Genomic DNA, 23,667 nt, shown 5'->3' on the forward strand with positions numbered 1-23,667 from the left:
CCCCGCAAATATCTCCCGCATTGCCGGGTGATCACCGACCGAAATCACCATCTGCCCCTGAATCGAGCGCGCTAGCTCAGCCATCGCTTCATACTCCTCGAACGCAAACGCTCCCGCCCCATACCCAGCCGTTGCCCAATACGGCGGGTCCAGATAGAACAACGTGTGCTCCCGGTCATACCGCCGGATGCATTCCTTCCAATCCAGATGCTCCACGGTGGCCCTGGCCAACCGCAGGTGCGCCTCGCTGAGCTTCTCCTCCAGGCGCAGCAGGTTCAGTTTCGGCGCCGTAGTGGTCGATGTACCAAACGTGCGCCCTGTGGGCTTGGCCCCAAAGCACAGCTGCTGCAGATAGAAAAACCGTGCGGCTCGTTGGATATCCGTGAGCGTCGCCGGCGCTTGCAGCTTGGCCCAGTCGAACATGGTGCGGCTCACCAACGCCCATTTGAACTGGCGGACGAACTCCTCCAGGTGGTTGGCGATCACCCGGTACAGATTCACCACTTCGCCGTCCAGGTCGTTGATCACTTCCACACGGCTGGGCTCTTTCATGAAGAACAGCGCCGCGCCACCGCAGAAGGGTTCCACATAGCAGTCGTGTTCAGGAAATTCAGGGAGGATATGTTTTGCCATGCGGCGCTTGCCGCCCATCCAGGACATTATCGGTAACGTCATTGGCATCCTTCTTTGGCCGTTGACCAGGGGGTATTCAGCCAGCTGCAGGGCCGGCACGTTGGCCAGGCTCGGCAGCGGCAAAACGCACCACCTCCTCGCCCAGGTGTTCGTTTATCTGCTGCAAGCGCGCCTGGATCGGTGCGAGTTCGTTTTCCAGCCACGCCTCGGTGGCATCCTTGATCGAGCCGAAGCCGCCGGCGTTCTGCGGCACAATGCCCATCAGCTGCGGCGGTATGCGCAGCGCGGCCAGCACGTCATCGCGGCTCACGTTCTTGATCGAGCTAAATTCATCCTTTGCGGCTACCTCGCTCACCGGAATCACCTGAATGCCGTCCTTCTTCCCACCCGGCGCATACACGAACAGGTTCCTGAAATTGCCCGGCCCCTTGGCCGACTTCAGCGCGGTGCGGATACCCTCCACGTCCACCTCGTTATTGGCCGTGTCCGTCAGGTAGAGGATGAAGCCGGCATGGCTGCCGTTGTTGTAGTACTTGCGCCGGAACAAGGTGGCGGACTCGTTCAGCAACGCGCTCTGCAGCGCCGGCAGCCACTCGGGTAGCCCATACACTTCCTGGCTGATGTCCGCCTCACGGATGTGGCAGATGGCGCCGGGTTCGAACGCAAGCTCATCCTGCCAACCGCGCACTTGGAAGAAGCTGTCCGCGCCCTCGCCGCGCCGCATGTACTTGGCGAGCGTGGGCTGCAGGCTGATCAGCCCACCCAGGCGGGAGAGGCGCTTTTCGAGGTAGGCATTGCCCGACCACAGCCAGTCCAGGGCGAACTGCTCGAACCCCGCACGGCTGAGCAGCCGATGGGGAATGAAGGTGCGTGCCAGGGCGTTGCGCTTGAAGTTCAGGCCAGACCGAAGGAACACGCTGGCGCCCGTTGCCCGGGCCAGCCCCTCCAGGGCCACCGGCGGCTCATACCAACGCCCGTTGAACCAACACTCGCAGCAGTCCAGCACTTCGCGCCCATCCAGCACCGGCACCGGTTCACCGAACGTAAAGGCTTCAACGCGGGCGCCCGGTGCGGTGGCCAACTCGGAAGTGGTCATCAGTAAATCTCCATAAAGCCAGTATTCACCCCCGTCTGCCCCTCCAGCGGCTCGTTGTGCAGCGCGTGGAACAGCGCCCACGCCAAGTCCGCGTGCCCAGTCGAATCCGTCCTCCCCGCCGTATACGTAAACTGCCGCCCACTCGCCGTGACTGTCTTACGGATCGCCATCAGCGCCTGGGCAAAATCCGTCCACCCGGCATCGAACTCCAGCCGCCCTTTGTGGATCACGTCCCACGCCTTCAGCACCAGCCGGGTCTTCACCTCAGGGGAGTAGCTGAAGGTCACCAGCCCAGGAAAGAACTGGCGCACCAGTTGCGCCACGCCTGCGCCCATGCCGGTGACATCGATGCCGATGTAGGTCACCCAATAGCGCCGCGTCACCTGGCGAATCGCCTCAGCCTGGGCGGCGAAGTCCATGCCCCGGAACTGGTGACGCTCAAGCACGCGGAATTTGCCACCAGGCACCAACGGCGGCGCGACCACCACCAAGCCAGCGGTGTCTCCGGTTTCGGCGGGGTCGTAGCCCACCCACACAGCGCGATTAGCAAGGGGCCGGGCTGCGAAGGGCTTATAGTCGTCCGCCCAGGCCTCCCAACTGTCGACCATGCACCGCTGCAACACCGTCAGCGGAAAAATGCTCGCGCCGTCATCGACGAACTGGCACATCAGCAAGTTGGCGAAGGCCTCGGCGTCGTACTCCAGCCTCAACTCTTCAAGGTCGAACAGGTGGCAGCCGCGGCCTTCGGCATCGAGGATGGTGACGATCTGCCGCCAGATGCGGTCCTCGCACAGCCGGCCGCCTTGGAGGGCGTCGTGGCCGACGTCGATGCTGAGCCGCTGCGCCGCTGGCTTGCCCTTGTTGAAGCGCTCGCCCGTCCAGAAGCTGTACGCCTCATGGGCCATGCTCGAAGGCGTGGAGAAGTAAGTGCGGCGGTAGCGCTTCTGCATGGCCATGCCGCTGGCCACCTTGTTCAGCTCGTTGAACTTGAAGGTCCAGAAGAATTCATCGAAATAGAAATTGCCGTGGTAGCCCTGGGCGGTGCGGGCGTTGGTGCCAAGAAAATGCAGCTCGGCGCCGTTGGCGAGGATGATCGGATCGCCGGTCACCTCCACGCCACACACCTCGCGAGCAAACGCCTGGATGTACGCTTTGAAGATGTGCGCCTGGCTCTTCGAGGCCGACAGGAAGATCTGGTTACGCCCGGTCGTCAACGCGTCTATCAGCGCCTCGCGAGCGAAGTAGAAGGTCGCACCGATTTGTCGGCTTTTGAGAATCGCCCGGGTGCGCTGATTACCGGCGCGGTACCAGTCCCGCTGGTAATCGAAGCACTGATCCAAGAACGCCGACGTTAGCTGCTCGACCTGGTCCTCGCTGAATTCATTGCGAGCGGGCTTCTTCTTCGGGCCGGCGTTGCGCTTGGCCAACTCCGGGTTCAGGTCCGTTTCGGTGCCGCCGCCCTGATAGCGCTGAATGCGCGCCTGGCGCTCCAGTTGGCGGTGCAGCAGGTCGATCTCCTTGAAATCGCCCCCGGTCTTGCCCTCCTTGAGAATCAGCTGCACCAGCCGCGCTTCCAGGGCGCCGCCGATGCGCTCCACGTTATCGGCCCGGTCCCATCCATCCCGGGTTTTCCAGGCGTGCACGGTTTTTTCGTTCAGCCCCAGCAGCTCGGCGATGGCGCACACCCGCAGGCCACTCCAATACAGGAATTTGGCCTGGCGGCGGTCGTCGCGAGCAGGTGGTGGTGTAAGGGCTTGAGCGAGGGCTGTCATGGCGGCGATGCTGCCGCCCCGCGCACGCGAACGCGTAGCGCCGGCCGTTGTGCATCACCTCGATACAGTTCCGGCCAATTGCTGTGACGCCGTGCCCTCACGAACATGGCCCCAACACTGCGTTGAGGACGTGCCCTGATGAAAAAATTCCGCTCCAGCTGGTTCCGCGTCGCTACCGCTGGCGCCACCACGGATGGCCGTGAGATCGATGCTGCCTGGATCACCGAGATGGCCAGCAGCTACAACCCGGCCGTGTATGGCGCCCGGGTGTGGATGGAGCACATTCGCGGCACCATCGCCGACAGCCCCTTCCGCGCCTACGGCGACGTGATCGCACTCAAGGCCGAAGACGTGGACGTCTCGCTCAACGGCCACACCGAAAAGCGCCTGGCCCTGTTCGCGCAAATCGAACCCACCGCCGACCTGGTCGCCATGAACAAAGCGCGGCAGAAGATCTACACCAGCATTGAGGTCAATCCTCAGTTCGCCGGTACCGGCAAGGCGTACCTCACCGGCCTGGGCATCACCGATAGCCCCGCCAGCCTGGGCACCGACGTGCTCGCCTTCGCTGCCAAACATCCGGACGCCAACCCGTACAAAGCCCGCAAGCAGCACCCGGAGAACCTGTTCAGCGTGGCGGAGGAAGTGGCGTTGGTCTTCGAAGAGATCGAGGACAAACCCTCGCCCGCCGCCGCGCTGCTCAGCCGTATCAGCGAGCTGTTCAAAACCCGGGACGCTAAAACCGACCAAGACCTTACCCAGTTTGGTGAAGCCGTCACCGCCCTGGCGGAGCACGTCAAAGCCCAAGACGACCAGTTTGCCGCCGAGCAGCAGGCAAGCCGGGAACAGCGCACCCAACTCCAGCAGTTGACGACCAACTTCAACGCACTCAAGCACCGCCTGGAAACCACCGAAACCCAGCCCCAACGCCCGCTGGTAAGTGGCGGCGGCGCGACCACCTTGACCGACTGCTGAGAGCCTCCTATGCGCAACGACACTCGCCTATGTTTCACCCAGTACCAGGACCAGTTGGCCAAACTCAGCCAGGTAGCCGACACCTCCGTGACCTTCGCCGTCGCCCCCACGGTGCAGCAGAAGCTCGAAGACCATATCCAAGAGTCCAGCGACTTCCTCAAGCGGATCAACATCATCGGCGTGGATGAACTGGCCGGGCAGAAGGTCGGGTTGGGCGTTAGCGGCACCATTGCCGGCCGTACCGACACTTCCGGCAACGGCGTACGCGTGCCACGCAATGTCGCCGCGCTCAGCGAGAAAGGCTACGAGTGCAAGCAGACCGATTACGACACCGCGATTCCCTATGCCCTGCTCGACGCCTGGGCCAAGTTCAAGGACTTTCAGGTGCGCCTGCGTAACGCGATCATCAAGCGGCAAGCGCTGGACCGCCTGGTGATTGGTTTCAACGGTAAGTCGGCGGCAGACACCACGAACCGCGAGCAAAACCCACTGCTTGAGGACGTGAACATCGGCTGGCTGCAGAAGTACCGCGTGCATGCGCCCGAGCGCGTGATGAAGGAAGGCAAAACCTCAGGCAAGGTGGTCATCGGCACCGGCCGAACGGCCGACTACAACAACTTGGACGCCCTTGTGTACGACGCGGTCAGCAACTTGATCGACCCCTGGTATCGCCGCGACCCAGGCCTGGTTGTCATCCTTGGCCGCGAGCTGGTCCACGACAAGTACTTCCCCCTGGTGAACCGTGAGCAGCCTGCCAGTGAAAAGCTGGCCACGGACCTGATCCTGGCGCAGAAGCGCATGGGCGGACTGCAGCCAGTGGAGGTGCCCTATTGCCCGCCAAAGGGGATGCTCATCACCTCCCTTGAGAACCTGTCTCTCTATTGGCAACTGGGCGGCCGTCGCCGCTACATGAAGGAGGCGCCCGAGAAAAATCGCATCGAAAACTACGAGTCGAGCAACGACGCTTACGTGGTCGAGGACTACGGTTTGGGCTGCCTGATCGAGAACATCACCCACGAAAGCGAAGCCGAGAACGATGGCGAAGGGGGCGAGGATGGCGAACAGCCCAGCTAAGGCCCACTACCTGCGCGTCACTGCCGCCCAGGCCGCCGAGCAAGCAGCGCCCACCGCGAGCATGGCCGGGCTCACGGCCTATGAGCAACAGCTGAGCCAGCTGCACCAGGACCGCTTGCGCCTGAAAAACGTGCAGTCGAACACCGGCAAAGCCGAACTCAAGCGCCAGCTATTGCCCGCTTATGTGCCCTACGTGCAAGGCGTGCTCGCAGCCGGCCACGGCGCCCAGGATGAAGTGCTAACCACTGTGATGCTATGGCGCATCGACGCCGGCGACCATGCCGGCGCGCTGGACATCGCCGCCTACGCGCTCAAGCACGGTTTGAAAATGCCCGACCGCTTTGCCCGGTCCACTGGCTGCCTGATCGCCGAAGAAATGGCCGAAACGGCGCTCAACGTCATGAAGGCTGGGGGCGAGCCGGACCGAGCCTTGCTGCAGCGCACTGCCGAACTGACCGCCGAACAGGACATGCCAGACGAAGCCCGCGCCAAGCTCTACATGGCCCTCGGCCGGGCGACCTTGCTTGGCCTGACGGAAGCCGAACCCGGCCGCTCTGGCCAGGTACTTGCCGGCATTGAGCTGCTACGCCAGGCCGTGCGCCTGCACGACAAATGCGGCGTAAAGAAGGACCTTGAAGCGGCCGAGCGGCTGCTTAACAAACTCAAGCCTCACCAGGGCTGACCCGAGCGTTCCCCGCGCACCCCGGCGGCCCGGAGTCGATTGGCAAGCCCTGTGCCTCGCCCTGACACCCCGGCCACCGCCGAATCAAGGGAGAAAACCATGAGCGGATTTATCGCTGGCGGCCCGGTTGCCAGCACCCCCCTCGATAACGACGGGTTCTGGCCAAACATCGATGCCGGCGCCGTTACTACCGTGCTGCGCCTGGACGGCAGCGTTCCCGTGGTGCGCCTGGAACAGGCTGTGCTCAACGCGATGCTCAGCCTGAACCGCGAACTGCGCGCCCTTAAAGCACGCTACCGCGCCGAGGGTTTCACCACCCTGGCCCAAGTGCCGGCTGAACAAGTAGGCGGCGAAAGCGAATGGCTGTTGCTGTATCGCCGCGCGGTGTATTGCGCCGCCGGTGCGGAGCTGTGCGAACGCTACCGCAGCTATGACAGCACCGGCGAGGGACACAACCGCGCCGACGTCCTGGCCCCGACCGTGGACGAGTACCGCCGCGACTACCGCTACGCTGTGCGCGACTTGCTTGGCAACGGGCACGCCACGGTAGAGCTCATCTGAATGGCCCGGCAAGCCTTGGCCCAACAGGGCGATACCGTCGACGCCTTGTGCTGGCGCGCTTACGGCCGCACTGCCGGCATGGTCGAGCGCGTGCTCGAGGCCAACCCTGGGCTGGCCGACCACGGCGCAGTCCTGCCCCACGGCACGCCGGTGCAGTTGCCGGACGACGCCCCATTAGCTGAACGCAAGGAGCACATCCAGCTATGGACCTGAACCCCCCTCCTAAAAGGACCCCCACCATGCCGGACAAACCGGAAACCTGGGCCTGGCTCTCGGCCTGGCTGCAACAGCACTGGCCGCCCGTGTACGCCGGCCTACTCGCCGGCGTGATCGCGGGCCTACGTGTGATCTACGGCGGCGGCACCTGGCGCCGCGTAATACTCGAAGCTCTGCTGTGCGGCGCCTTGGCCCTGGCGGGCAGTTCCGGTCTGGAAATGCTCGGCATCGCCAATAGCGCCGGGCCGTTCTTCGGCGGGGTCATCGGCCTGCTGGGCGTTGAGGCGGCCCGCGTGTTGGCACTGCGGTTATTCGCCGGCAAAGCAGTCCAGCTATGACCCAGTTGCGCCAAGGCGTCTTCGGCCTGGCACTGTTGTTCGCGCTTGGCCTGTTACTGCGGCTCAACGCCCTGGAGCGGAGCGCGGCCGAGGCCCGAATCCAACGTGCGGATGAAGCCCGCTCGCGCAACGACGCCGTGTTGAACGACCTCCGCCATACCCTGCACGCCGAGCGTGAAGCCCAAGCTCGGTTACGCGAGCAATACGACCAGCTCACCGCGCTCGCGGCGCAACGCAAACGCCTCATCGAGGACCTCAAACGTGAAAACACCGACCTGGCCAATTGGGCTGGCCGGCCTCTGCCTGACCTTGCTCGCCGGCTGCACCAGCACCCTGCCCTCACCGGCGCCGCTGCCTACCGTGAGTGGCTGTCCAGCCGTGGCGAGATGCACCTTGAGCGCAAGCCAGCCGCAAAATAATGGCGACCTGCAGGCCGCGCTTGATGCAGCAGAGGCGGACTGGGCTCGCTGTGCCGCGCAGGTGGACATCATCGCCGACCACCAGGAGCGCGCCCCATGAACAAACCCGACGCCTTGCGCCAGCAGTTGCTCGCCAATGTGGCGGAACTGCGCAACAGCCCAGACCGGCTAATGATCTTCATCGACAACGGCACCATCCGCAGCACCGCTGCCCACGGTCTGTCCTTCGAATACGCCTACACATTGAACGTGATCCTCACGGATTACGCCGGCCACCCCGACGCGGTCGCCATACCCTTACTCGCCTGGCTGGGTCAGCACCAACGTGAGTTGCTCCACGACCTCGAAAAAGCCCGGGAAGCCATCACGTTCGAGGCCGACCTGTTGGACAACAGCAAGGTGGACTTGGCCATTAAGCTCCCGCTGACCGAGCGAGTGATTGTCAAAACCGAGGAGGATGGCTCGCTGAGGGTTGTTCACCCGCCCGAGCCGCCGCTGGACGACTATTGCATGCCAGACGAGGGCGTGATCATTCGTAGCAGCAGCGGTGAAGAACTGGGCCGCTGGAGTAACCCATGACTCTGCACGCCCTGGAAGACTGGGCCGACACCCTCCTCGCGCGGCTCGAACCCTCCGCACGCCGGCAACTGCTCACTCGCCTGGCCCAAGACCTGCGCCGTAGCCAGCAACAACGTATCCAGGCCCAGCGCAACCCAGATGGCAGCCGCTATGAGAAGCGAAAGCCTAAGCAGCGCTTACGCAAGCGCCATGGGCAGGTCAAGCGGCGTATGTTCACCAAGCTGCGCCTGGCCCGGCATCTCAAGATGAGCACCAGCAATACGGGGCTCAGCGTTGGATTTAGTGGGCGGGCGTCGCGGATCGCGTGGGTGCATCAGCGTGGTAAACTTGATAGGCCTGGGGCGGGCCAAGCCGCGGTGCCCTACCCCTCCCGCCAGTTGCTCGGATTGACCCGCGAAGAGCTGGCTTGGATACACGACGCACTGCTGGAGCACCTGAGCCCTCACTGAACCATATTGAGTCAGTCACATGCAGGTGTAGCCATAGACGGGATGATTGGGCGCGCAGTAGCCGCTGCAAACCTGAACGTGTACACCGCCGGAGGCACATCTGACTTCCGGGGCCTGGCAAGTTCCCAGCGGGGTGCCGCAACTGCTCGACGGTCGCGTATTCATAAAGGAGGCGAATGGGTGAGGAATGATGGCTGGTGACGCACTGGGGACGCCCGCGCTCTGTTGGACATTGCGAGTGACAATCCAAGCGGCATACCGCGTTTGAGCACCATAGGCCTCCTGCTCTACTGAGGTCGAATCTCGTCTAGGACAGCAACTGCGCCGCGAGGGCACGCAGTTAGTCGGGGGCATACGGTCGAGATCGGGCAGCGAAGTCATGGTTGTGGACTGTACCTAAGCAGCCCGATAGTACTGGCTCGTCGCGAAACAGATCGTGGCAGCGCCCCTCGCCCTCAGCGCCTACGTGTAAGCGTGGGCCGCCGACTTCGAACCGGCACCCACGAATGCCAAGGTCTCACCCATCACTCCGTAATTCTGGCAACAAAACTTCGCAAATCATCCAGCATCAACTGTGGTTGTTCCCAGGCAGCGAAGTGGCCTCCACATGCCATTTCGGTCCAGTGCACAATGTTGAACGTCTTTTCCACAAATGAGCGCGGCGGCGGGATAAACACTGGGTCGCGAAAGGCCGCAAAGCCGGTCGGCACGGTTATGTAGGTACCTGCCGGAAACTTACCAGAGCCTTCAAGCCTTTTGCCGTGATACATCCAGGTCGCCGTGATAAAGGAGGATGTGGCCACATAGAGCATGATGTTGGTCAGCAGTTGTTCCTCGCCAAATGTGCTCCAGATGTCCGGGTCGCCTTCCGCGTTGCGCGGCAGGTCGGCCCACTTTCCAAATTTTTCCAGTATCCATGCGGCGGCGCCCACGGGGCTATCGGCCATGGCTACGCCTAAAGTCTGCGGCCGGGTTTCCTGCTCATGGTTATATCCGGTCTCCCAATCAAGAAGAACGTCACGTCGTGCGACAAAATCCCGTTCCTCGGGCGTGGTAGCGATGGTGCCCTGCGCAAGCAGATCAGCCATGTTCAGATGGATACCGAGTAACGCTGGCGCAAAGTCGTGCGCGAGCCAACCGGCTATCCCCGAGCCCCAATCCCCGCCTTGCACGATGTAACGCGATTGCCCGAATAGCTGCCCCATCAATCCGTTCATAAGTTCCGCAGCTCGCCGGGGGCCGATGACGCCAGTGATAGGCGTCGAAAACGCGAATCCTGGAAGCGAGGGCACAATCACATCGTGCCCGCATGCAGCAAGCGGTTCGAGCAGATGTTCAAATTCGATAAACGAGCCCGGCCAGCCATGCAGCAACAAGAGTGGAGGTTTGGAGCTATCGCCGTGAACGTGGATAAAATGAATGCATTCACCCTCGATTTGAGTCGTGAAGTGGGGTAACTGATTGAGACGCTTTTCAACCTGTCGCCAATCGTAAGCCTGATCCCAATAACGGACGAGACGCCTGAGATCACTGATACCCACGCCTGACTTCCAGCCTCCAGTATCGGGAAGCTGACCCCAGTCATAGGCACTGACTTTCGCCCTGATTGCAGCCAAACGCTCCTCTGGAATATTGATAGTGAAAGGAATCGCCATGATTGTTCCTCCTCAGATTGCTGTGCAATAGTTATCCAAGATGCGCTAGTAGTTATGTGTTTTCTATTGAGCTGTTCTACGCAATACTAACCCACGTAGGATCGAGCTTTAATCCCAATAAAGGGCTAAGCACCTATGCGTTCTTTGCAAAAGTGAGAATCTATGGATGTGGCTGGCGAACTTGAAATATTCACTCTGGTGGCCGATACACTCAGTTTTTCAGAGACCGGCCGGGTGCTGAGGCTGGCTCCCTCCTCTATCGCACGCACCATTGATCGCCTCGAAGCACGAATCGGTGTTCGGTTGCTATTGCGGACGACACGAGCGCTCGCCTTGACTGCTGAGGGGGCGACTTATGTATCCTCGGCACGAAGAATCCTCGCCGACCTGAAAGAGACCGAACAGCTAATTGCCCATCAGAGTTCACCACGCGGACGGCTACGGGTGAGCGCCTCCGTCCTGTATGGCAAAACGTTCCTGCTGCCGCTGCTCAAGGAGTTTATCCAAAGGTATCCAGACATCCTTATCGAGATCAATCTCACGGACGTCGTTGTAGATATCAGCGCCGGCCAAGCCGATGTGGCGTTGCGACTTGGCCCTCTAGCAGACGGGCCCTTAAAGGCGCGAAGACTGGGAAGGACCCGGAAGCTTATCGTCGCGTCTCCCTGCTATCTGGCGCGGCGAGGGACGCCTCAAGTGCCACAAGACCTGCTCGACCACGACTGCATCGATTTCAATTTCAAGCGTGCTGCACCTGGGTGGCCGTTTCTAGACGGAGGTCAGGAATATGCATTGAAGATCAAAGGCTGCGTGGAAACCAATAATGGAGACACACAGGGGCAACTCGCCAGAGAAGGTATTGGCATCGCTCGTGTGTGTGCCGAGACCGTCCAACAGGCTATCGTAGCGGGTGAGTTGGTGCCGATATTGGAAGCCTTCAATCCAGGAGATGGGGAGGAAATCCACGTGGTCTTTCTAGGCGGTTCCCATCTTCCTGCGCGTGTAAGGTGCTTCGTTGATTACCTAGTGGAGTGCTTTTCGGTAGGAGGTGAAAATATCGGATGTATCGCCAAAGGCGGAGCTGTTTGAACTTTGCCTGAGAAATTGGTTGCCGCTTTTTATGGAAAGATTTAGCGAGGGCTGTCATCGAAGGTTTTCGAGCATTTTTTAACCGTGCAGTAATCAGATAATAGCGTTACCTGCTTGAGAGCTACAAGGTGTGTTCGCTGGCCGCTTACGAATCTCGAACGTATCGAACGGAGAAATCGTGTACTCCCTAATTCTGATACTGCTGCACATGCGTTAATTCATGCGCTTGTAAGGGTCGATCTTATCTTTGAGTTGCCGGTTAACATCATCCATCGACGTTCCGAGACCGGGAACTAACTGATCCACAATGCCGCCTAGCAGCCCCCCTGCTTGCACCGCGCAGGAGAGAGAGAGCGTCAGAAAGAGTGGAAGGAAGCGGAGGATACCCATGGCTGACTCCTCAAATAGATGTCGATAGTCCCAAGCATGGCCATCGACATCTCAAGGATCTGAACCACTGGTGGTAAGGGTTGGGACGCCCTATTTCAGCGTAGATGAGTCAATGTCGAATCACATAACCGACAAGGAATATTCCCGCAGTCTGCGGATGGCGTATCGGACGTAGTGGGCGAATTTAGAGGTGCGCCTTAGTACCTCTGAGCTACACAAACTCCGCAACGTGCATCGGGCGTTCACGGTAGCCACCATCGTGGCCATGGATTTCCTCACTGAACTCAACCGCGCCCTACAAAACCTGATCCGAGGCGGCAACATCGCCGCCCTGGATTCGAGGACCGTCCGCTGCCGCGTCGCCACCGGCGGCCTCGTCACGGGCTGGCTGCCCTTCTTCCAACCCCGAGCCGGCGAAGACCAAGAATGGGACCCGCCCAGCCTGGGCGAACAATGCGTCGTCTTCTCCCCAGGCGGACGACCGGAGTGCGGCTTTGTGCTGGTCGGCCTGTTCAGCCAGCGCTTTCCTGCGCCAGACGACTCCCCCGACCGTCATCGGCGCCGCTACCGTGACGGGGCGGTGATCGAATACGACACAACCTCTCATTGCTTAAGCGCGTCCCTGCCGGCCGGTGGCCGAGTCCAAATGGTCGCACCTGAGGGGATGGCGATTACAGGCGATTTAACGATCCAAGGCACCGTCACCGCCAGCCAAGATGTGATCGCCGGCGCTCAAGCCATCAGCCTGGTCAACCACCCTCATGGTGGAGTCAAGGCCGGCCCCGACAGCTCGGGAAAACCGCTGCCATGATCGGCATGAGTGCACGTACGGGGCGGCGTATCGAAGGCGCGGAACACCTCGCGCAATCCATCGCGGATATTCTGCTCACACCTGTAGGCTCCCGACTGATGCGCCGCGACTATGGCTCGCTGTTGTTGGACCTGATGGATTGGCCCCTGAACGGCCATACCCGCCTGCAAGCCTACGGTGCAATAGCCATCGCCCTGATGCGTTGGGAGCCGCGCATTCGCCTAGCGCGTATCAACATGCAGTTGGGCGAACAGCCCGGCCAAGCCATTCTCGAACTGGATGCCCTGCGGCTGGACAACAACGAACCGCTAAACCTGCGCGTGCCGCTGAATCTGGGAGCAGCGGCATGAGCACCTTCACCCCCATAGACCTGGCCCAGCTGCCGGACCCTGCGGTGGTCGAGCACCTGGATTACGAAACGATTCTGGCCGAGCGTAAGGCATACGCCATTGCCCTATGGCCCATAGCCCAACGGGAGGAAGTGGCAGCCACCTTGGCGCTCGAATCTGAGCCGCTGACCAAACTGCTGCAGGAGAATGCCTACCGGGAAATGCTACTCCGCCAGCGTGTGAACGAGGCGTCGCTGGCCTGCCTCCTGGCTAAGGCGCGTGGCACGGACCTGGAGCAGTTGGCTGCCAACGTCAACGTGAAGCGCCTAGTCGTCACACCGGGGAATCCCACGGCAACGCCTCCTGTGGCGCCGGTGAACGAATCAGACGACAGCTTGCGTGAACGTGCACAAATGGCTTGGGAGGGCCTATCGACTGCGGGGCCGCGCAAAAGCTACATCCTTCACGCTCGTAGTGCCGACGGACGCGTGGCCGACGCTACGGCTGAAAGCCCTTCGCCAGCGGAGGTGGTGGTGACGGTGCAGGGCCTTACCGGCGATGGCACCGTAGGCCAGGAGGTGCTGGCTACCGTCAGCGCTTACCTCAGCAACGAAGACCGCCGGCCCCTGGGCGACCGGCTCACGGTGCAATCCGCAAGCATCTTGCCCTATAGCGTGAATGCCACGCTTTACCTCAGTTCCACCGGGCCAGAAAGCGAACCCGCTCGCGCGGCCGCCGAAGCACGCTTGCTGAACTATGTGCACAAACGTCGGCGCCTCGGCGTGGAAGTGGTCAAGTCCGCCCTGCATGCCGCGTTGCATGTGGAAGGCGTCAGCCGCGTGGAGCTTCATGACTGGAAAGACCTTCAACCCACGACCGCGCAGGCAGCATTCTGCACCGCCGTCACAGTGCGCATCGGCGGTACCGCATGAACACGTTGCTGCCACCCAACGCCACCCAGCTCGAGCGCCTGGCCGCCGAAGCATTGACCCAGATCGAGCAGGTACCGGTACCAATGCGCGAGCTGGTCAACCCCGACCTCTGCCCCGCTCAGTTGCTTCCCCATTTGGGGTGGGCGTTCTCCGTCGACCGCTGGGACTCGGCTTGGTCCGAAACCACTAAGCGACAAGTCATCAAGGCTTCGTACTACGTCCATGCCCACAAAGGCACACTCGGTGCGCTGCGCCGCGTGGTCGAGCCATTGGGCTATCTGATCGAAGTGGTGGAGTGGTGGCAAACCGAGCCAAACGGCCCACCCGGCACATTCGCGCTTAAGGTTGGTGTGCTCGACTCGGGCATCACCGAACCCATGTACGAGCTGCTCAGCTGGCTGATCGACGACGCCAAGCCCCTCTCTCGTCATATGACGGGTTTGGCCATCAGCCTGGAAACCATCGGCCAATTGTCCCTTATGGCCAGCGCCCACGACGGCGAGGAACTCGACGTGTACCCGCCACAGTCACGCGACATCGAAGTAGGCGGCGCCATCGGCATCACCGGCCATGAAACCTCTCTCGACCTGCTGGACGTGTACCCATGACTGACCTCGCTTCACAGTTTTACGCCATCCTCACCAACATCGGCCTGGCCAAGCAGGCCAACGCCGACGCCTTGGGCATTTCTTGGAAGATCACCCATATGGCGGTCGGCGACGCCAACGGCACTGACCCCCAGCCCTCGGCGACGCAAACCCGGTTGATCAATGAGGTGCGCCGCGCGCCGCTCAATCAACTCAAGGTTGACCCGGCCAACGAGGCGGTGGTCATCGCCGAGCAGGTTATCCCCGCCGACGTGGGCGGCTGGTGGATTCGCGAGCTAGCGCTGTTTGATGAGGCGGGAGACATGGTGGCGGTCGCCAACTGCCCACCTTCCTTCAAGCCTCTGCTTGCACAGGGAAGCGGCCGTACTCAGGTGGTGCGGATGAACCTGGTGGTTAGCAATGTAGGCAATGTGGAGCTCAAGATCGATCCTTCGGTGGTGTTGGCGACGCGATCTTGGGTGAGCGACATTATTGAGGCACTTAAAAAACAGCTGGTTCAAGCGACCGAAGCCGTTATTGGCTTGGCGAAAATCGCATCACAGTCTCAAGTCAACTCAGGCGCTGACGACACGACCATTGTAACGCCAAAAAAACTTAGACTTGGCTTTTGCGTTTCGCTTTCTGAAATTGGGTACATCGCGCTACCTACATGGATGGGGGGGCTAATTTTTCAATGGGGTGTGGTTTACGACGTTGGTCAGGCATCTCATACAGGCAATACGCCCGGGCCAACGAAGACAATCACATTGCCGATTACTTTTCCCAGAGAAACCTATGTAGCCATAGCATCCATGCACTTCAATACCATGTCGACAACGAGCGCATTTGCGCCAGGAGCTGTTTTTCTAAGCAAGTCGCAGATCTCGGTACAAAACAACTACACCAGTTCTGCAGGCAACCTTGTATGGCTAGCGATCGGAAAATAAGAATGGGTGAATATTTTTATAGCAAACACCTCGGCGGCTTCGGCAACATCCGGATGTTTGGCGCGTCTAATATCCCCGCCGACGCGGTTGAAGTAACAGATCAGGAGCGGCTTGCCCTGTTGCTTGGCGAGTCAGCAGGTCAGCTGATTACAACCGATGAGAAAGGTTTTCCTGTCCTAAAGACTCCACCTATAGCCGAGGTGGACGTCAGGGAGCGCATTGCGTTCGTCCGCTATGAACGCGAGACGGCCGGCATTACATTCAATGGCGCGCCCGTCCATACCGATCGGATGACGCAGAGCCGCCTCGACGGCATGAGCCGCCGTGCCGCTGAGGATGCTGCCTATACAACAGATTGGAAGCTCGCCGACGGCACTTTCGTGTTGTTAGATGCTTCGGAGGTGGTGAAAATGGCTGACGCCGTCGATGAGTATGTACAAGCATGTTTCACCCGAGAGAGAGAACTGCTAACTGCACTGAACAATGATGTTTACGACCCAGACATGCTTGCTGATGGCTGGCCAGGGCAGTTGAGATGATTTTTTCAAGCAAGCGCACTCGCCAGCAAGACAAGTAAAGCTATTAAGAGGTTTAGCTCTTGAACAGATGCGTCGCCCCTTTTCCTAGGCACACGCCACAAAATTACCTTATAGGGGCATCGGTTAGCATCGTAGATTGATAATACCAAGGCCCGTCCCTGTCGGCGATATATTTTTTGTATTCATCGGATCCATAATAAGCTTTTGTTATAGGATCTATCGGAGCTTCCACTGCCTCTTTCGGGACCAGGCAGTCTGCAATACGATTGGGCATGACGCTTAAATCCCTAGCCGCTTTAAAAAGACTTTCTACCTCAAAGTACATTAATTTTATTTCTTTAGCCTTAAAATGATGATCGCTGGTATGAAACCATTCACCTTTGCTCGTGAAATCCATATAAGCACCATTATGGACAAGTCTATTTCGAAAAGCACCTATTGCTTTCAGCTGCGAAAAAATAGACTTCAGATCATTAGTACATTTATCGCTACAACCTTGAACCTTAAGGAGGCTTATCATAGTGTCCATATATGAAGAAATATTAAGTTTTTCCGTAATAAGTTTAACAGCCTTGTCCGCAACCAACCAATTTCCTGCCGTCTTTTGATGATCCGTTATCTCTCTTAGGGCTGATACCCCGGCCTCCTCGCAACCATTCAAAAAAACAGGCGCTGAACTAAATATTTCTTTTATCAAATCTTGCAGGTGAATCGCGAGGCATGTTTCAACAGAAGAGTAGTAAGTCATGAGCATTCCAACGCCTATGTAATATTTATTTTGCAACCACTCCGGCGGCACGGTTCTAAAATTTGATTGCGGGTCGAGGTCCGCAAGCTCTTCAGGAATTGAAGCACTGCACGCTGCACACTTTATATTCAAAGACATAGAGGTCTCTCTCGATTCACTTCATCTCAACATTCACTCTAGTGTAGAGCGACACCTGACAATAAGCTAAAGAAGAAGAATTCTTTTGCGAACATCATAATCAACTGATGTTGTCTATAAGGTAAACACAATGCCCACCTCCTACCACCACGGCGTCCGAGTTCTCGAAATCAACGAGGGCTCGCGCCCGATCCGTACTGTATCCACTGCCGTGATCGGCATGGTCTGCACCGCCCAGGACGCAGACGCTAAAACCTTCCCCCTGAACAAACCCATTCTGCTTACCGACGTGCTGAGCGCCAGCGGAAAGGCTGGCAAGAAAGGCACTCTGGCCTCGAGCCTGGATGCCATCGCCGACCAGGCGAGCCCGGTCACCGTGGTGGTGCGTGTAGAGGAAGGTAAGGACGCGGCCGAAACGACCAGCAATATCATTGGGGGCAGCACCCCTACCGGGCAGTACACCGGCATGAAGGCGTTGCTGGCCGCGGAGGCACAGCTCGGGGTCAAACCACGCATCCTGGGCGTGCCGGGGCTGGAAAGTTTGCCGGTAGCCACCGAGCTGGCAGGCCTGGCGCAGAAGCTGCGCGGTTTTGCCTACGCCAGTGCCTGGGAATGCGAGACGGTCACCGAGGCTACTGCATACCGCCAAGGCTTCGGTCAGCGTGAACTGATGCTGCTGTGGCCAGATTTTTTGGGCTGGGATACCGCCAGCAATGCCGAGGTCAAGGCCGCGGGGACGGCCCGGGCGCTGGGCCTGCGGGCGAAGATCGACCAGCAGACCGGCTGGCATAAAACTCTCTCCAACGTCGCGGTCAATGGGGTGACCGGGTTGAGCAAGGACGTGCATTGGGACCTGCAGGACCCGGCCACCGACGCCGGCTTGCTCAATGCGGCCGACGTCACCACCCTGATCCGCCGCGACGGCTTTCGCTTCTGGGGTTCGCGCACCTGCAGTAGCGACCCGCTGTTCGCCTTCGAGAACTACACCCGCACTGCCCAGGTGCTGGCAGACACCATGGCCGAGGCACATTTCTGGGCGGTAGACGCCCCGCTCCACCCGAGCTTGGTGCGGGACATTCTGGAGGGCATTAACGCCAAGTTCCGCGAGCTGGTTCGCCTGGGCTACTTGATCGGCGGCTCGGCTTGGTACGACGACGCGGTGAACGACAAGGACACCCTCAAGGCCGGCAAGCTGTTCATCGACTACGACTACACGCCAGTCCCGCCGCTGGAAAACCTGCAGCTTCGCCAGCGCATCACGGACCGCTTCCTTGCCGACTTTGCCGGCCGCATCAACGGCTGATCCAGGAGTACCCCATGGCTTTGCCCCGCACCCTCAAGCACATGATGCTGTTCAACAACGGCACTAGCTACGTTGGCCAGTGCGCCAGCGTCACCTTGCCCAAACTGGGCCGCAAGTTAGAAGCCTGGCGTGGTGGCGGTATGGACGGCCCGGTGAAAGTGGACCTGGGCCATAGCGACGATGGCATTGAGCTGGAATGGACGCTCGGCGGCCTCGACCTGCTGGTGTTACGCCAGTTCGGTGCGGTCAAGGCTGATGGAGTAATGCTGCGTTGGGCGGGCTCGTACCAGCGGGACGACACCGCTGAAACCACCGCCGTGGAAGTGGTGGTGCGCGGCCGCCACGAGGAACTGGACATGTGCGAAGCCAAGCCCGGCGAGAGCACCGAGCACAAGATCAAGACCGCCTGCACCTACTACAAGCTCAGCGTGGACGGTAAAGAGGAGATCGAGATCGACCTGCTCAACTTCATCTACCAAGTGGACGGTAAGGACCTGCTCGCTGAGCACCGTAAGAACATCGGCCTTTGATCACCACCGGAGCAGCGTTCATGACTCAGCCCACTTACAGCGACCCCATCATGTTGGACAACCCGATCATCCGGGGCTCGACCTCAATAACCGAAGTTACCCTGCGCAAACCCTTGTCTGGCGAACTGCGAGGCTTGAAGCTCGTCGACCTGCTCAATGGCGATGTGAACGCGACCCTTCGGCTGGTGCCAAGGATCAGCCAACCCACGCTCACCGAGCAGGAAGTCGCCAGCCTGGACATTGCAGACCTGGTTCTATGCGCAGATGCCGTCGCGGTTTTTTTGCAGAAGAAGGCAGCGACGGCGGCCTCCCTGGAACCGTAGACGACGCCATGGCGGACATCGCGATGGTGTTCCATTGGCCTCCTGCCCCGATGGCCACCATGCCGGTCAGCGAGCTGGTGCAGTGGCGAGAGCAGGCACGCCAGCGCTGGGAGTTGACCCATGGGGCGTGACCTTCGCGTACAGGTCGTGCTCCGTGCCCTGGATCGGGCGACTCGGCCGCTGCGCAGCATTGACGGTCAGGCTAAACGTGTCGGCCGGGCAATGCGGGGCGCGCATTCGCAACTACAAGCGCTCAACAACAGCCAACGCCAGATTGGCCAGTTCCGTGAGCTGCGCCAAGGCCTGGATAGCACCCGCACCGCCCTTGGGAACGCCGCCCAACGCACCCAGGCGCTTGGCCGCCAGTTCAGCGCGACTACCCAACCCACCCGAGCGCTGCGCCGCGAGTTTGAACAGGCCAAGCGCACGCTGGGAAGCCTGAAACAGAAGGAAGTTGGCCAAACCCTCCAGCTGCAGCAGATGCGGCAAACTCTGCGGGCCACTGGTATAGATACGCAACAATTGACGACCCATGAGCGCCGCTTGGCTACACAGGTGCGGGAAACCACCCAGCGCCTCGAAGCCCAACGGGCGGAGCTGAGGCGGCTTGGCCAACAGCAGCACGCCAGTGCACAGGCTCGATCACGCTTGGAGAATACCCGGGGCCTTGCCGCAACCATGGCGGGGCAAGGGGCGGCATCGGCAGCCGCAGGCGGGACTGCGCTGTACGCAGGTGCCAGGATGATCCAACCGGGGCTTGAGTTCGACGCGAGCCAGAGCAAGGTCCAGGCGCTGACTCGCCTCGACAAGAACGCCGAAGCCATGAAGGCCCTGCGGAGCCAGGCTCGACACCTTGGCGCGACTACCCAGTTTACCGCCACCGACGCCTCCGATGGGCAGGGCTACCTGGCCATGGCCGGGTACACGCCCCAGGCCATCCAGCAAGCGCTGCCGGGCGTTTTGGACCTTGCCAAAGCCGGAGATACGGGCCTGGCTGAAACGGCGGATATCGCCTCGAACATCTTGTCCGGGTTCAAGCTCAAGGCATCCCAAACAGGGCAAGTGGGCGATGTGCTCGTGGGTACGTTCACCCGGTCCAACACCGACCTGCGGATGCTCGGCGAGACTATGAAGTACGTCGCGCCGGTTGCGGCGGGCCTGGGTCAGGATATCGAGACCGTTGCGGCCATGACCGGCAAGCTTGGCAACGAAGCTATCCAGGGCAGCATGGCCGGCACCGCCTTGAGGTCCATCCTCAGCCGGCTGGCGGGGCCGCCTAAAGAGGCGCAGAAAGCGCTGGCGAAACTCAACATCACCACTAGAGACGCCAATGGCAATCTGCGGAGCATGCCCATCCTGCTCGAGGAAATTCACCGCAGCAGCAAGAACCTGGGCAACACCGAGCGCACACAGCTATTCAAGGCCATTGCAGGGCAAGAAAGCTTTGGGGCGCTGCAGGTCCTCGCGACTCAAGCGGGGTCTGGCGAGCTCCAGGCGTTCATAGGGCTACTTCGCGATGCCAAAGGCGAAGCCTTGAACACCTCCAAAGTGATGGCGGACAACTTACGTGGCGATCTCGACGCGTTGGGTAGCGCCTGGGCAGACCTTGGTATCCAACTAGAGGAACAGCAGGATGGCCCATTGCGCAGCCTCGCGCAGAGCCTGACGGGGCTGGTGGGGAGTGTGAAAGCCTGGGTAGCTGAGCATCCTAGGTTGGCGTCACAGCTCACCAAGGCTGCCGCTGCGGTGAGTGTGCTGATGCTTGGCATGGGCGCGCTGACACTGGCCATGGCCGCCCTACTCGGGCCGTTTGCCCTGGCCCGCTTTGCCATGACCCTGCTAGGCATCAAGAGCCTCGGCTTAATAAGTGGCCTCAAGCTGCTTGCGGGCCCAGTGCTGGGCACGTTGGCCACAGGCATCCGCACCGCCAGCATGGCACTGTGGGGGCTGGCCGCCAACCCAGCGGTGTTGGCGATCGGCGCGACAGTAGCGCTGCTGGGCGGCGCTGCCTACTTGCTTTGGCGCAACTGGAGCAGCGTTGAGGGTTTCTTCACTGATATGTGGGGCCGCGTTAAAACGTCCTTCTCCAACGGCCTGGCGTCTATTACGGGTCGCTTGGCCACCTTCTCCCCCATGGGAATGCTGCACCGGGCGCTATCTACCACCTTAAAGCAACTTGGCAGCACCCTGCCAACGCGGTTCCGTGAGCTTGGCGGCATGCTGATTGGCGGCTTGGCAGATGGCCTGCGCTCGGCAATGGCAGAGGCAAAGCAGGCCGTCGCTAGCTTGGGCGACAACCTGATCGGTGGCTTCAAGGCCAAGCTAGGCATCCATAGCCCAAGCCGGGTGTTCGCTGAGCTGGGCGGTTTCACCATGGCCGGTTTAAGCGAAGGGATAGCCTCCAAGAAGGCGCTGCCACTTACCGCCATTACTGACATCAGCGAGAGCTTAGGCCGTGCTGGCCGATTCGATCTCCGGGCCAACTTGGCGCCCCTGCCCCGTATCGATAACCGTGGCCCGCTTCGCCCGGCTGCGGTGCGAGCCTCGGCCCCGAGCGGCGATGTCATCACGATTAACATTCAAAGTTCGCCTGGCCTAGACCCTCAAGCGATTGCCCGCGCCGTGGGCGCCGAACTGGACCGCCGCGAGCGAGCCAAGGGCGTGCGAGGGCGCAGTGCACTGTATGACAACGACCAGGAATAGACACGCATGATGATGGCCCTGGGGCTGTTCGTATTCGGCCTTGAAACCTTGGCGTACCAGGAATTCCAGCGGCAAACCCGATGGCGTCATGCGAGCACATCGCGCATCGGCGCGCCACCTGCGCGGCAATTCACCGGCCGGGGAGATGAAACGCTCACCCTGCCAGGCGTGCTGTTGCCCGGCCTGGCTGGCGCTCCTTTAAGCTTGGACACGCTGCGGTACATGGCAGACACCGGCAAGGCGTGGCCGCTGGTGGAAGGCACAGGCCGCCTGTATGGCGCCTGGGTGATCGAAAGCCTGCAGGAGACGCGCACGTTGTTCTTCCGCGATGGTGCCGCCCGGCGCATTGAGTTCAGCCTGGCCCTGCAGCGTATCGATGACGGTAAGGACGACGCACTGGGCGCAACACTGGGTTCTACAGGCGCTCTTCTGAGGCGACTGCTGTAATGCTTGGCGACCTGCTTGCGGCCGACACCGCTAGCTACCCCCACCCAAGCTGCCGAATTGTAGTAAACGGCCGGGACATCACTCGCACCGTAGAACAACGGCTAGTCCACCTTTCGCTCACCGACAACCGAGGCCTTGAAGCCGACCAATTGGACGTCACCCTAAGCGATCATGACGGCCTGCTGGCGATCCCGCCACGGGGTGCCAAGGTGCACCTATGGCTGGGCTGGAGCGATAAGGGGTTGGTGGACAAAGGCACCTTCGTAGTCGACGAGATCGAGCACAGCGGTGCCCCGGACGTGCTCAGCATCCGCGCCCGCAGTGCCGATCTGCGGGCAGGGTTGAAGGTCAAGCGCGAGCGTAGTTGGGATCGCCGCCTGCTGGGCGACATCCTTCGGGACATTGCCGCCTCCCATGGGTTGATGGCGGTGGTGAGCGACGCCCTGGACCGCCAACTGGTCGCCCACTTGGACCAGGCCGGGGAATCGGACGCCAACCTGCTGAGCCGCCTAGGGCTGGATTACGACGCCGTGGCGACGGTCAAGGCGGGGCATTTGCTGTTCATGCCCACCGGAGCCTCTACATCGGCCAGCGGCTTGGCCTTGCCTCACATCCACCTTAGCCGCCAGGACGGCGACCAGCACCGCTACCTGCAGGCGGATCGAAACAGCTATAGCGGCGTACGTGCGCATTACTACGATGCTCACGGTGCCGAAAAGAAAAGCGCTATTGCCGGCGCCGAGGGCAACCTGAAAACCCTTCGGCACCTGTACACCGATGCCGGCAGTGCCCTGGTGGCTGCTCGAGCGGAATGGACCCGGTTACTACGAGGTACCGCGACCCTGACCTACACCCTGGCACGTGGCCGACCGGACCTGATCCCGGAGTTGACGTATAGCCTCTTTGGGGTGAAGGAAGAGATCAGCGCTATTGTGTGGCTGGGCGCTAACGTGCGGCATGGCTTTTCTCCCGAGGCGTTCACTACCGAGCTGGAGCTGGAATCCAAGTTGCCGGATAGCGCAGACGTGGGGGCATTGGTAGATGGGAAGCTGACCGAGTACACAGGTGTGGTGGCATGGTACCGGGGCGCAGACGGCGCCCAGAAGGCTTATACCCTGGGCGACCAAACCCGGCCGTTGCGCCTGGTGCACCTGTACGCAAGCCAGACAAATGCGAAACGAGCGGCGGAGCGGGCAATGCAACTTCACTCTGGCCGCTGAAATTTGCTGGCCTGGACCAACACCTTTAATGTGCGGAGCATCCGGCGCTGATTATCGCTACTTAACTTACCAAAGAGAGTCACAACCTCCAACTTAATGTCTGAGGCAAGCTCAGCAGCCCGGGGTGATTGTTCTTCGTGAAGCTGATCAAAAGGCTCGGACTTCATAAAAGCAGACATCCC

29 protein-coding genes and 1 pseudogene are annotated in these 23,667 nt (G+C 60.6%); 24 read left to right on the top strand and 6 right to left on the bottom strand.

The genetic code is table 11. The features are described 5' to 3' along the window. The 3 genes from OGL93_RS20835 to OGL93_RS20845 form a co-directional block, all read right to left on the bottom strand. Positions 1–675: DNA adenine methylase (locus OGL93_RS20835; RefSeq protein WP_263264876.1), on the bottom strand; the 675-nt coding region annotated here is incomplete at its 3' end. A gap of 34 nt (positions 676–709) precedes the next feature. Next, complete coding sequence (locus tag OGL93_RS20840; RefSeq protein ID WP_263264877.1) at positions 710–1,729, bottom strand: phage portal protein; 1,020 nt, start codon at positions 1,727–1,729, stop codon at positions 710–712. Continuing rightward, the gene (locus tag OGL93_RS20845; RefSeq protein ID WP_263264878.1) at positions 1,729–3,501 is read right to left on the bottom strand and encodes a terminase ATPase subunit family protein; all 1,773 of its coding nucleotides are present in this window, start codon (positions 3,499–3,501) and stop codon (positions 1,729–1,731) included. Before OGL93_RS20845 ends, OGL93_RS20840 begins: the two co-directional genes overlap by 1 nt. Before the next feature lie 138 nt (positions 3,502–3,639). On the opposite strand from OGL93_RS20845, the gene OGL93_RS20850 reads away from it, so the two are divergent. The 10 genes from OGL93_RS20850 (at position 3,640) to OGL93_RS20895 (ending at position 8,794) form a co-directional block, all read left to right on the top strand. Beyond that, on the top strand, positions 3,640–4,476 hold the full coding sequence (locus tag OGL93_RS20850; RefSeq protein WP_263264879.1) for a GPO family capsid scaffolding protein: 837 nt from the start codon (positions 3,640–3,642) through the stop codon (positions 4,474–4,476). Positions 4,477–4,485: 9 nt separating this feature from the next. Then, positions 4,486–5,550, top strand: coding sequence for a phage major capsid protein, P2 family (locus OGL93_RS20855; protein ID WP_263264880.1), 1,065 nt, complete (start codon positions 4,486–4,488; stop codon positions 5,548–5,550). Further along, positions 5,531–6,232 (top strand): phage terminase small subunit, encoded by a 702-nt coding sequence (gene gpM, locus OGL93_RS20860; protein ID WP_263264881.1) that lies wholly within the window; start codon positions 5,531–5,533, stop codon positions 6,230–6,232. Before OGL93_RS20855 ends, gpM begins: the two co-directional genes overlap by 20 nt. A gap of 99 nt (positions 6,233–6,331) precedes the next feature. After that, complete coding sequence (locus OGL93_RS20865) at positions 6,332–6,793, top strand: head completion/stabilization protein (RefSeq protein WP_263264883.1); 462 nt, start codon at positions 6,332–6,334, stop codon at positions 6,791–6,793. Further along, positions 6,794–7,006, top strand: a complete 213-nt coding sequence (locus tag OGL93_RS20870; RefSeq protein WP_263264885.1) for a tail protein X — start codon at positions 6,794–6,796, stop codon at positions 7,004–7,006. A gap of 26 nt (positions 7,007–7,032) precedes the next feature. Beyond that, on the top strand, positions 7,033–7,347 hold the full coding sequence (locus OGL93_RS20875; protein ID WP_263264887.1) for a phage holin, lambda family: 315 nt from the start codon (positions 7,033–7,035) through the stop codon (positions 7,345–7,347). Continuing rightward, a complete protein-coding gene (gene lysB / locus OGL93_RS20880; protein WP_263264888.1) occupies positions 7,344–7,766 on the top strand; it encodes an Rz-like lysis system protein LysB in 423 nt (140 codons plus the stop codon). Before OGL93_RS20875 ends, lysB begins: the two co-directional genes overlap by 4 nt. Beyond that, positions 7,681–7,866, top strand: a complete 186-nt coding sequence (gene lysC, locus OGL93_RS20885) for an Rz1-like lysis system protein LysC (protein WP_263264969.1) — start codon at positions 7,681–7,683, stop codon at positions 7,864–7,866. The genes lysB and lysC overlap by 86 nt, the downstream gene beginning before the upstream one ends. Next, positions 7,863–8,345, top strand: a complete 483-nt coding sequence (locus OGL93_RS20890; protein WP_263264889.1) for a phage tail protein — start codon at positions 7,863–7,865, stop codon at positions 8,343–8,345. The genes lysC and OGL93_RS20890 overlap by 4 nt, the downstream gene beginning before the upstream one ends. Then, positions 8,342–8,794: a phage virion morphogenesis protein gene (locus OGL93_RS20895; RefSeq protein WP_263264890.1), complete on the top strand. Its 453-nt coding sequence runs from the start codon at positions 8,342–8,344 to the stop codon at positions 8,792–8,794. The genes OGL93_RS20890 and OGL93_RS20895 overlap by 4 nt, the downstream gene beginning before the upstream one ends. A 524-nt stretch (positions 8,795–9,318) precedes the next feature. Here OGL93_RS20895 and OGL93_RS20900 read toward each other — a convergent pair. Continuing rightward, on the bottom strand, positions 9,319–10,449 hold the full coding sequence (locus OGL93_RS20900; RefSeq protein ID WP_263264892.1) for an epoxide hydrolase family protein: 1,131 nt from the start codon (positions 10,447–10,449) through the stop codon (positions 9,319–9,321). A gap of 162 nt (positions 10,450–10,611) precedes the next feature. On the opposite strand from OGL93_RS20900, the gene OGL93_RS20905 reads away from it, so the two are divergent. Next, positions 10,612–11,538 (top strand): LysR substrate-binding domain-containing protein, encoded by a 927-nt coding sequence (locus OGL93_RS20905; RefSeq protein WP_263264894.1) that lies wholly within the window; start codon positions 10,612–10,614, stop codon positions 11,536–11,538. Positions 11,539–11,751: 213 nt separating this feature from the next. Here OGL93_RS20905 and OGL93_RS20910 read toward each other — a convergent pair whose 3' ends face one another. Continuing rightward, positions 11,752–11,928, bottom strand: coding sequence for a hypothetical protein (locus tag OGL93_RS20910; RefSeq protein ID WP_263264895.1), 177 nt, complete (start codon positions 11,926–11,928; stop codon positions 11,752–11,754). A 265-nt stretch (positions 11,929–12,193) separates the two neighbouring features. Here OGL93_RS20910 and OGL93_RS20915 point away from each other — a divergent pair, with 265 nt between their 5' ends. The 6 genes and pseudogenes from OGL93_RS20915 to OGL93_RS20940 all read left to right on the top strand — a co-directional run bounded on the left by OGL93_RS20915 (position 12,194) and on the right by OGL93_RS20940 (position 16,073). Continuing rightward, positions 12,194–12,739 (top strand): phage baseplate assembly protein V, encoded by a 546-nt coding sequence (locus tag OGL93_RS20915; RefSeq protein WP_263264970.1) that lies wholly within the window; start codon positions 12,194–12,196, stop codon positions 12,737–12,739. Next, a complete protein-coding gene (locus OGL93_RS20920) occupies positions 12,736–13,089 on the top strand; it encodes a GPW/gp25 family protein (RefSeq protein ID WP_263264896.1) in 354 nt (117 codons plus the stop codon). The genes OGL93_RS20915 and OGL93_RS20920 overlap by 4 nt, the downstream gene beginning before the upstream one ends. Next, entirely contained in the window at positions 13,086–14,000 is a 915-nt protein-coding gene (locus tag OGL93_RS20925; protein WP_263264897.1) for a baseplate J/gp47 family protein, read from the top strand. Before OGL93_RS20920 ends, OGL93_RS20925 begins: the two co-directional genes overlap by 4 nt. Then, the gene (locus OGL93_RS20930) at positions 13,997–14,608 is read left to right on the top strand and encodes a phage tail protein I (RefSeq protein WP_263264898.1); all 612 of its coding nucleotides are present in this window, start codon (positions 13,997–13,999) and stop codon (positions 14,606–14,608) included. Before OGL93_RS20925 ends, OGL93_RS20930 begins: the two co-directional genes overlap by 4 nt. Further along, a pseudogene (locus OGL93_RS20935) lies at positions 14,605–15,069 on the top strand (phage tail protein); the annotation flags it as partial. The gene OGL93_RS20930 and the pseudogene OGL93_RS20935, both read left to right, overlap by 4 nt. A 467-nt stretch (positions 15,070–15,536) precedes the next feature. Then, positions 15,537–16,073: a DUF4376 domain-containing protein gene (locus OGL93_RS20940; protein WP_263264899.1), complete on the top strand. Its 537-nt coding sequence runs from the start codon at positions 15,537–15,539 to the stop codon at positions 16,071–16,073. Positions 16,074–16,176: 103 nt separating this feature from the next. On the opposite strand, the gene OGL93_RS20945 is transcribed toward OGL93_RS20940, so the two are convergent. Further along, entirely contained in the window at positions 16,177–16,959 is a 783-nt protein-coding gene (locus OGL93_RS20945; RefSeq protein WP_263264900.1) for a hypothetical protein, read from the bottom strand. A gap of 130 nt (positions 16,960–17,089) precedes the next feature. Here OGL93_RS20945 and OGL93_RS20950 point away from each other — a divergent pair, with 130 nt between their 5' ends. The 7 genes from OGL93_RS20950 to OGL93_RS20980 are packed head-to-tail and all read left to right on the top strand — an operon-like array spanning position 17,090 to position 23,485. Further along, positions 17,090–18,262, top strand: a complete 1,173-nt coding sequence (locus OGL93_RS20950; RefSeq protein ID WP_263264901.1) for a phage tail sheath protein — start codon at positions 17,090–17,092, stop codon at positions 18,260–18,262. A 14-nt stretch (positions 18,263–18,276) separates the two neighbouring features. Beyond that, positions 18,277–18,792, top strand: a complete 516-nt coding sequence (locus OGL93_RS20955; protein ID WP_263264902.1) for a phage major tail tube protein — start codon at positions 18,277–18,279, stop codon at positions 18,790–18,792. Between the two features lie 20 nt (positions 18,793–18,812). Next, positions 18,813–19,115 (top strand): phage tail assembly protein, encoded by a 303-nt coding sequence (locus OGL93_RS20960; RefSeq protein ID WP_263264903.1) that lies wholly within the window; start codon positions 18,813–18,815, stop codon positions 19,113–19,115. An 8-nt stretch (positions 19,116–19,123) separates the two neighbouring features. Continuing rightward, positions 19,124–19,246 (top strand): GpE family phage tail protein, encoded by a 123-nt coding sequence (locus OGL93_RS20965; protein WP_263264904.1) that lies wholly within the window; start codon positions 19,124–19,126, stop codon positions 19,244–19,246. After that, positions 19,236–21,818, top strand: coding sequence for a phage tail tape measure protein (locus OGL93_RS20970; protein ID WP_263264905.1), 2,583 nt, complete (start codon positions 19,236–19,238; stop codon positions 21,816–21,818). The genes OGL93_RS20965 and OGL93_RS20970 overlap by 11 nt, the downstream gene beginning before the upstream one ends. Positions 21,819–21,824: 6 nt before the next feature. After that, positions 21,825–22,265 carry a phage tail protein gene (locus OGL93_RS20975; protein ID WP_263264907.1) on the top strand — a complete coding sequence of 147 codons (441 nt, stop codon included), beginning with the start codon at positions 21,825–21,827 and terminating at the stop codon, positions 22,263–22,265. Beyond that, positions 22,265–23,485: a phage late control D family protein gene (locus OGL93_RS20980; RefSeq protein ID WP_263264908.1), complete on the top strand. Its 1,221-nt coding sequence runs from the start codon at positions 22,265–22,267 to the stop codon at positions 23,483–23,485. Before OGL93_RS20975 ends, OGL93_RS20980 begins: the two co-directional genes overlap by 1 nt. Positions 23,486–23,667 lie beyond the last annotated feature (182 nt).

Origin of the sequence: Pseudomonas sp. RIT-PI-S (assembly GCF_025642975.1) — a bacterium.
GTDB lineage: Bacteria > Pseudomonadota > Gammaproteobacteria > Pseudomonadales > Pseudomonadaceae > Aquipseudomonas.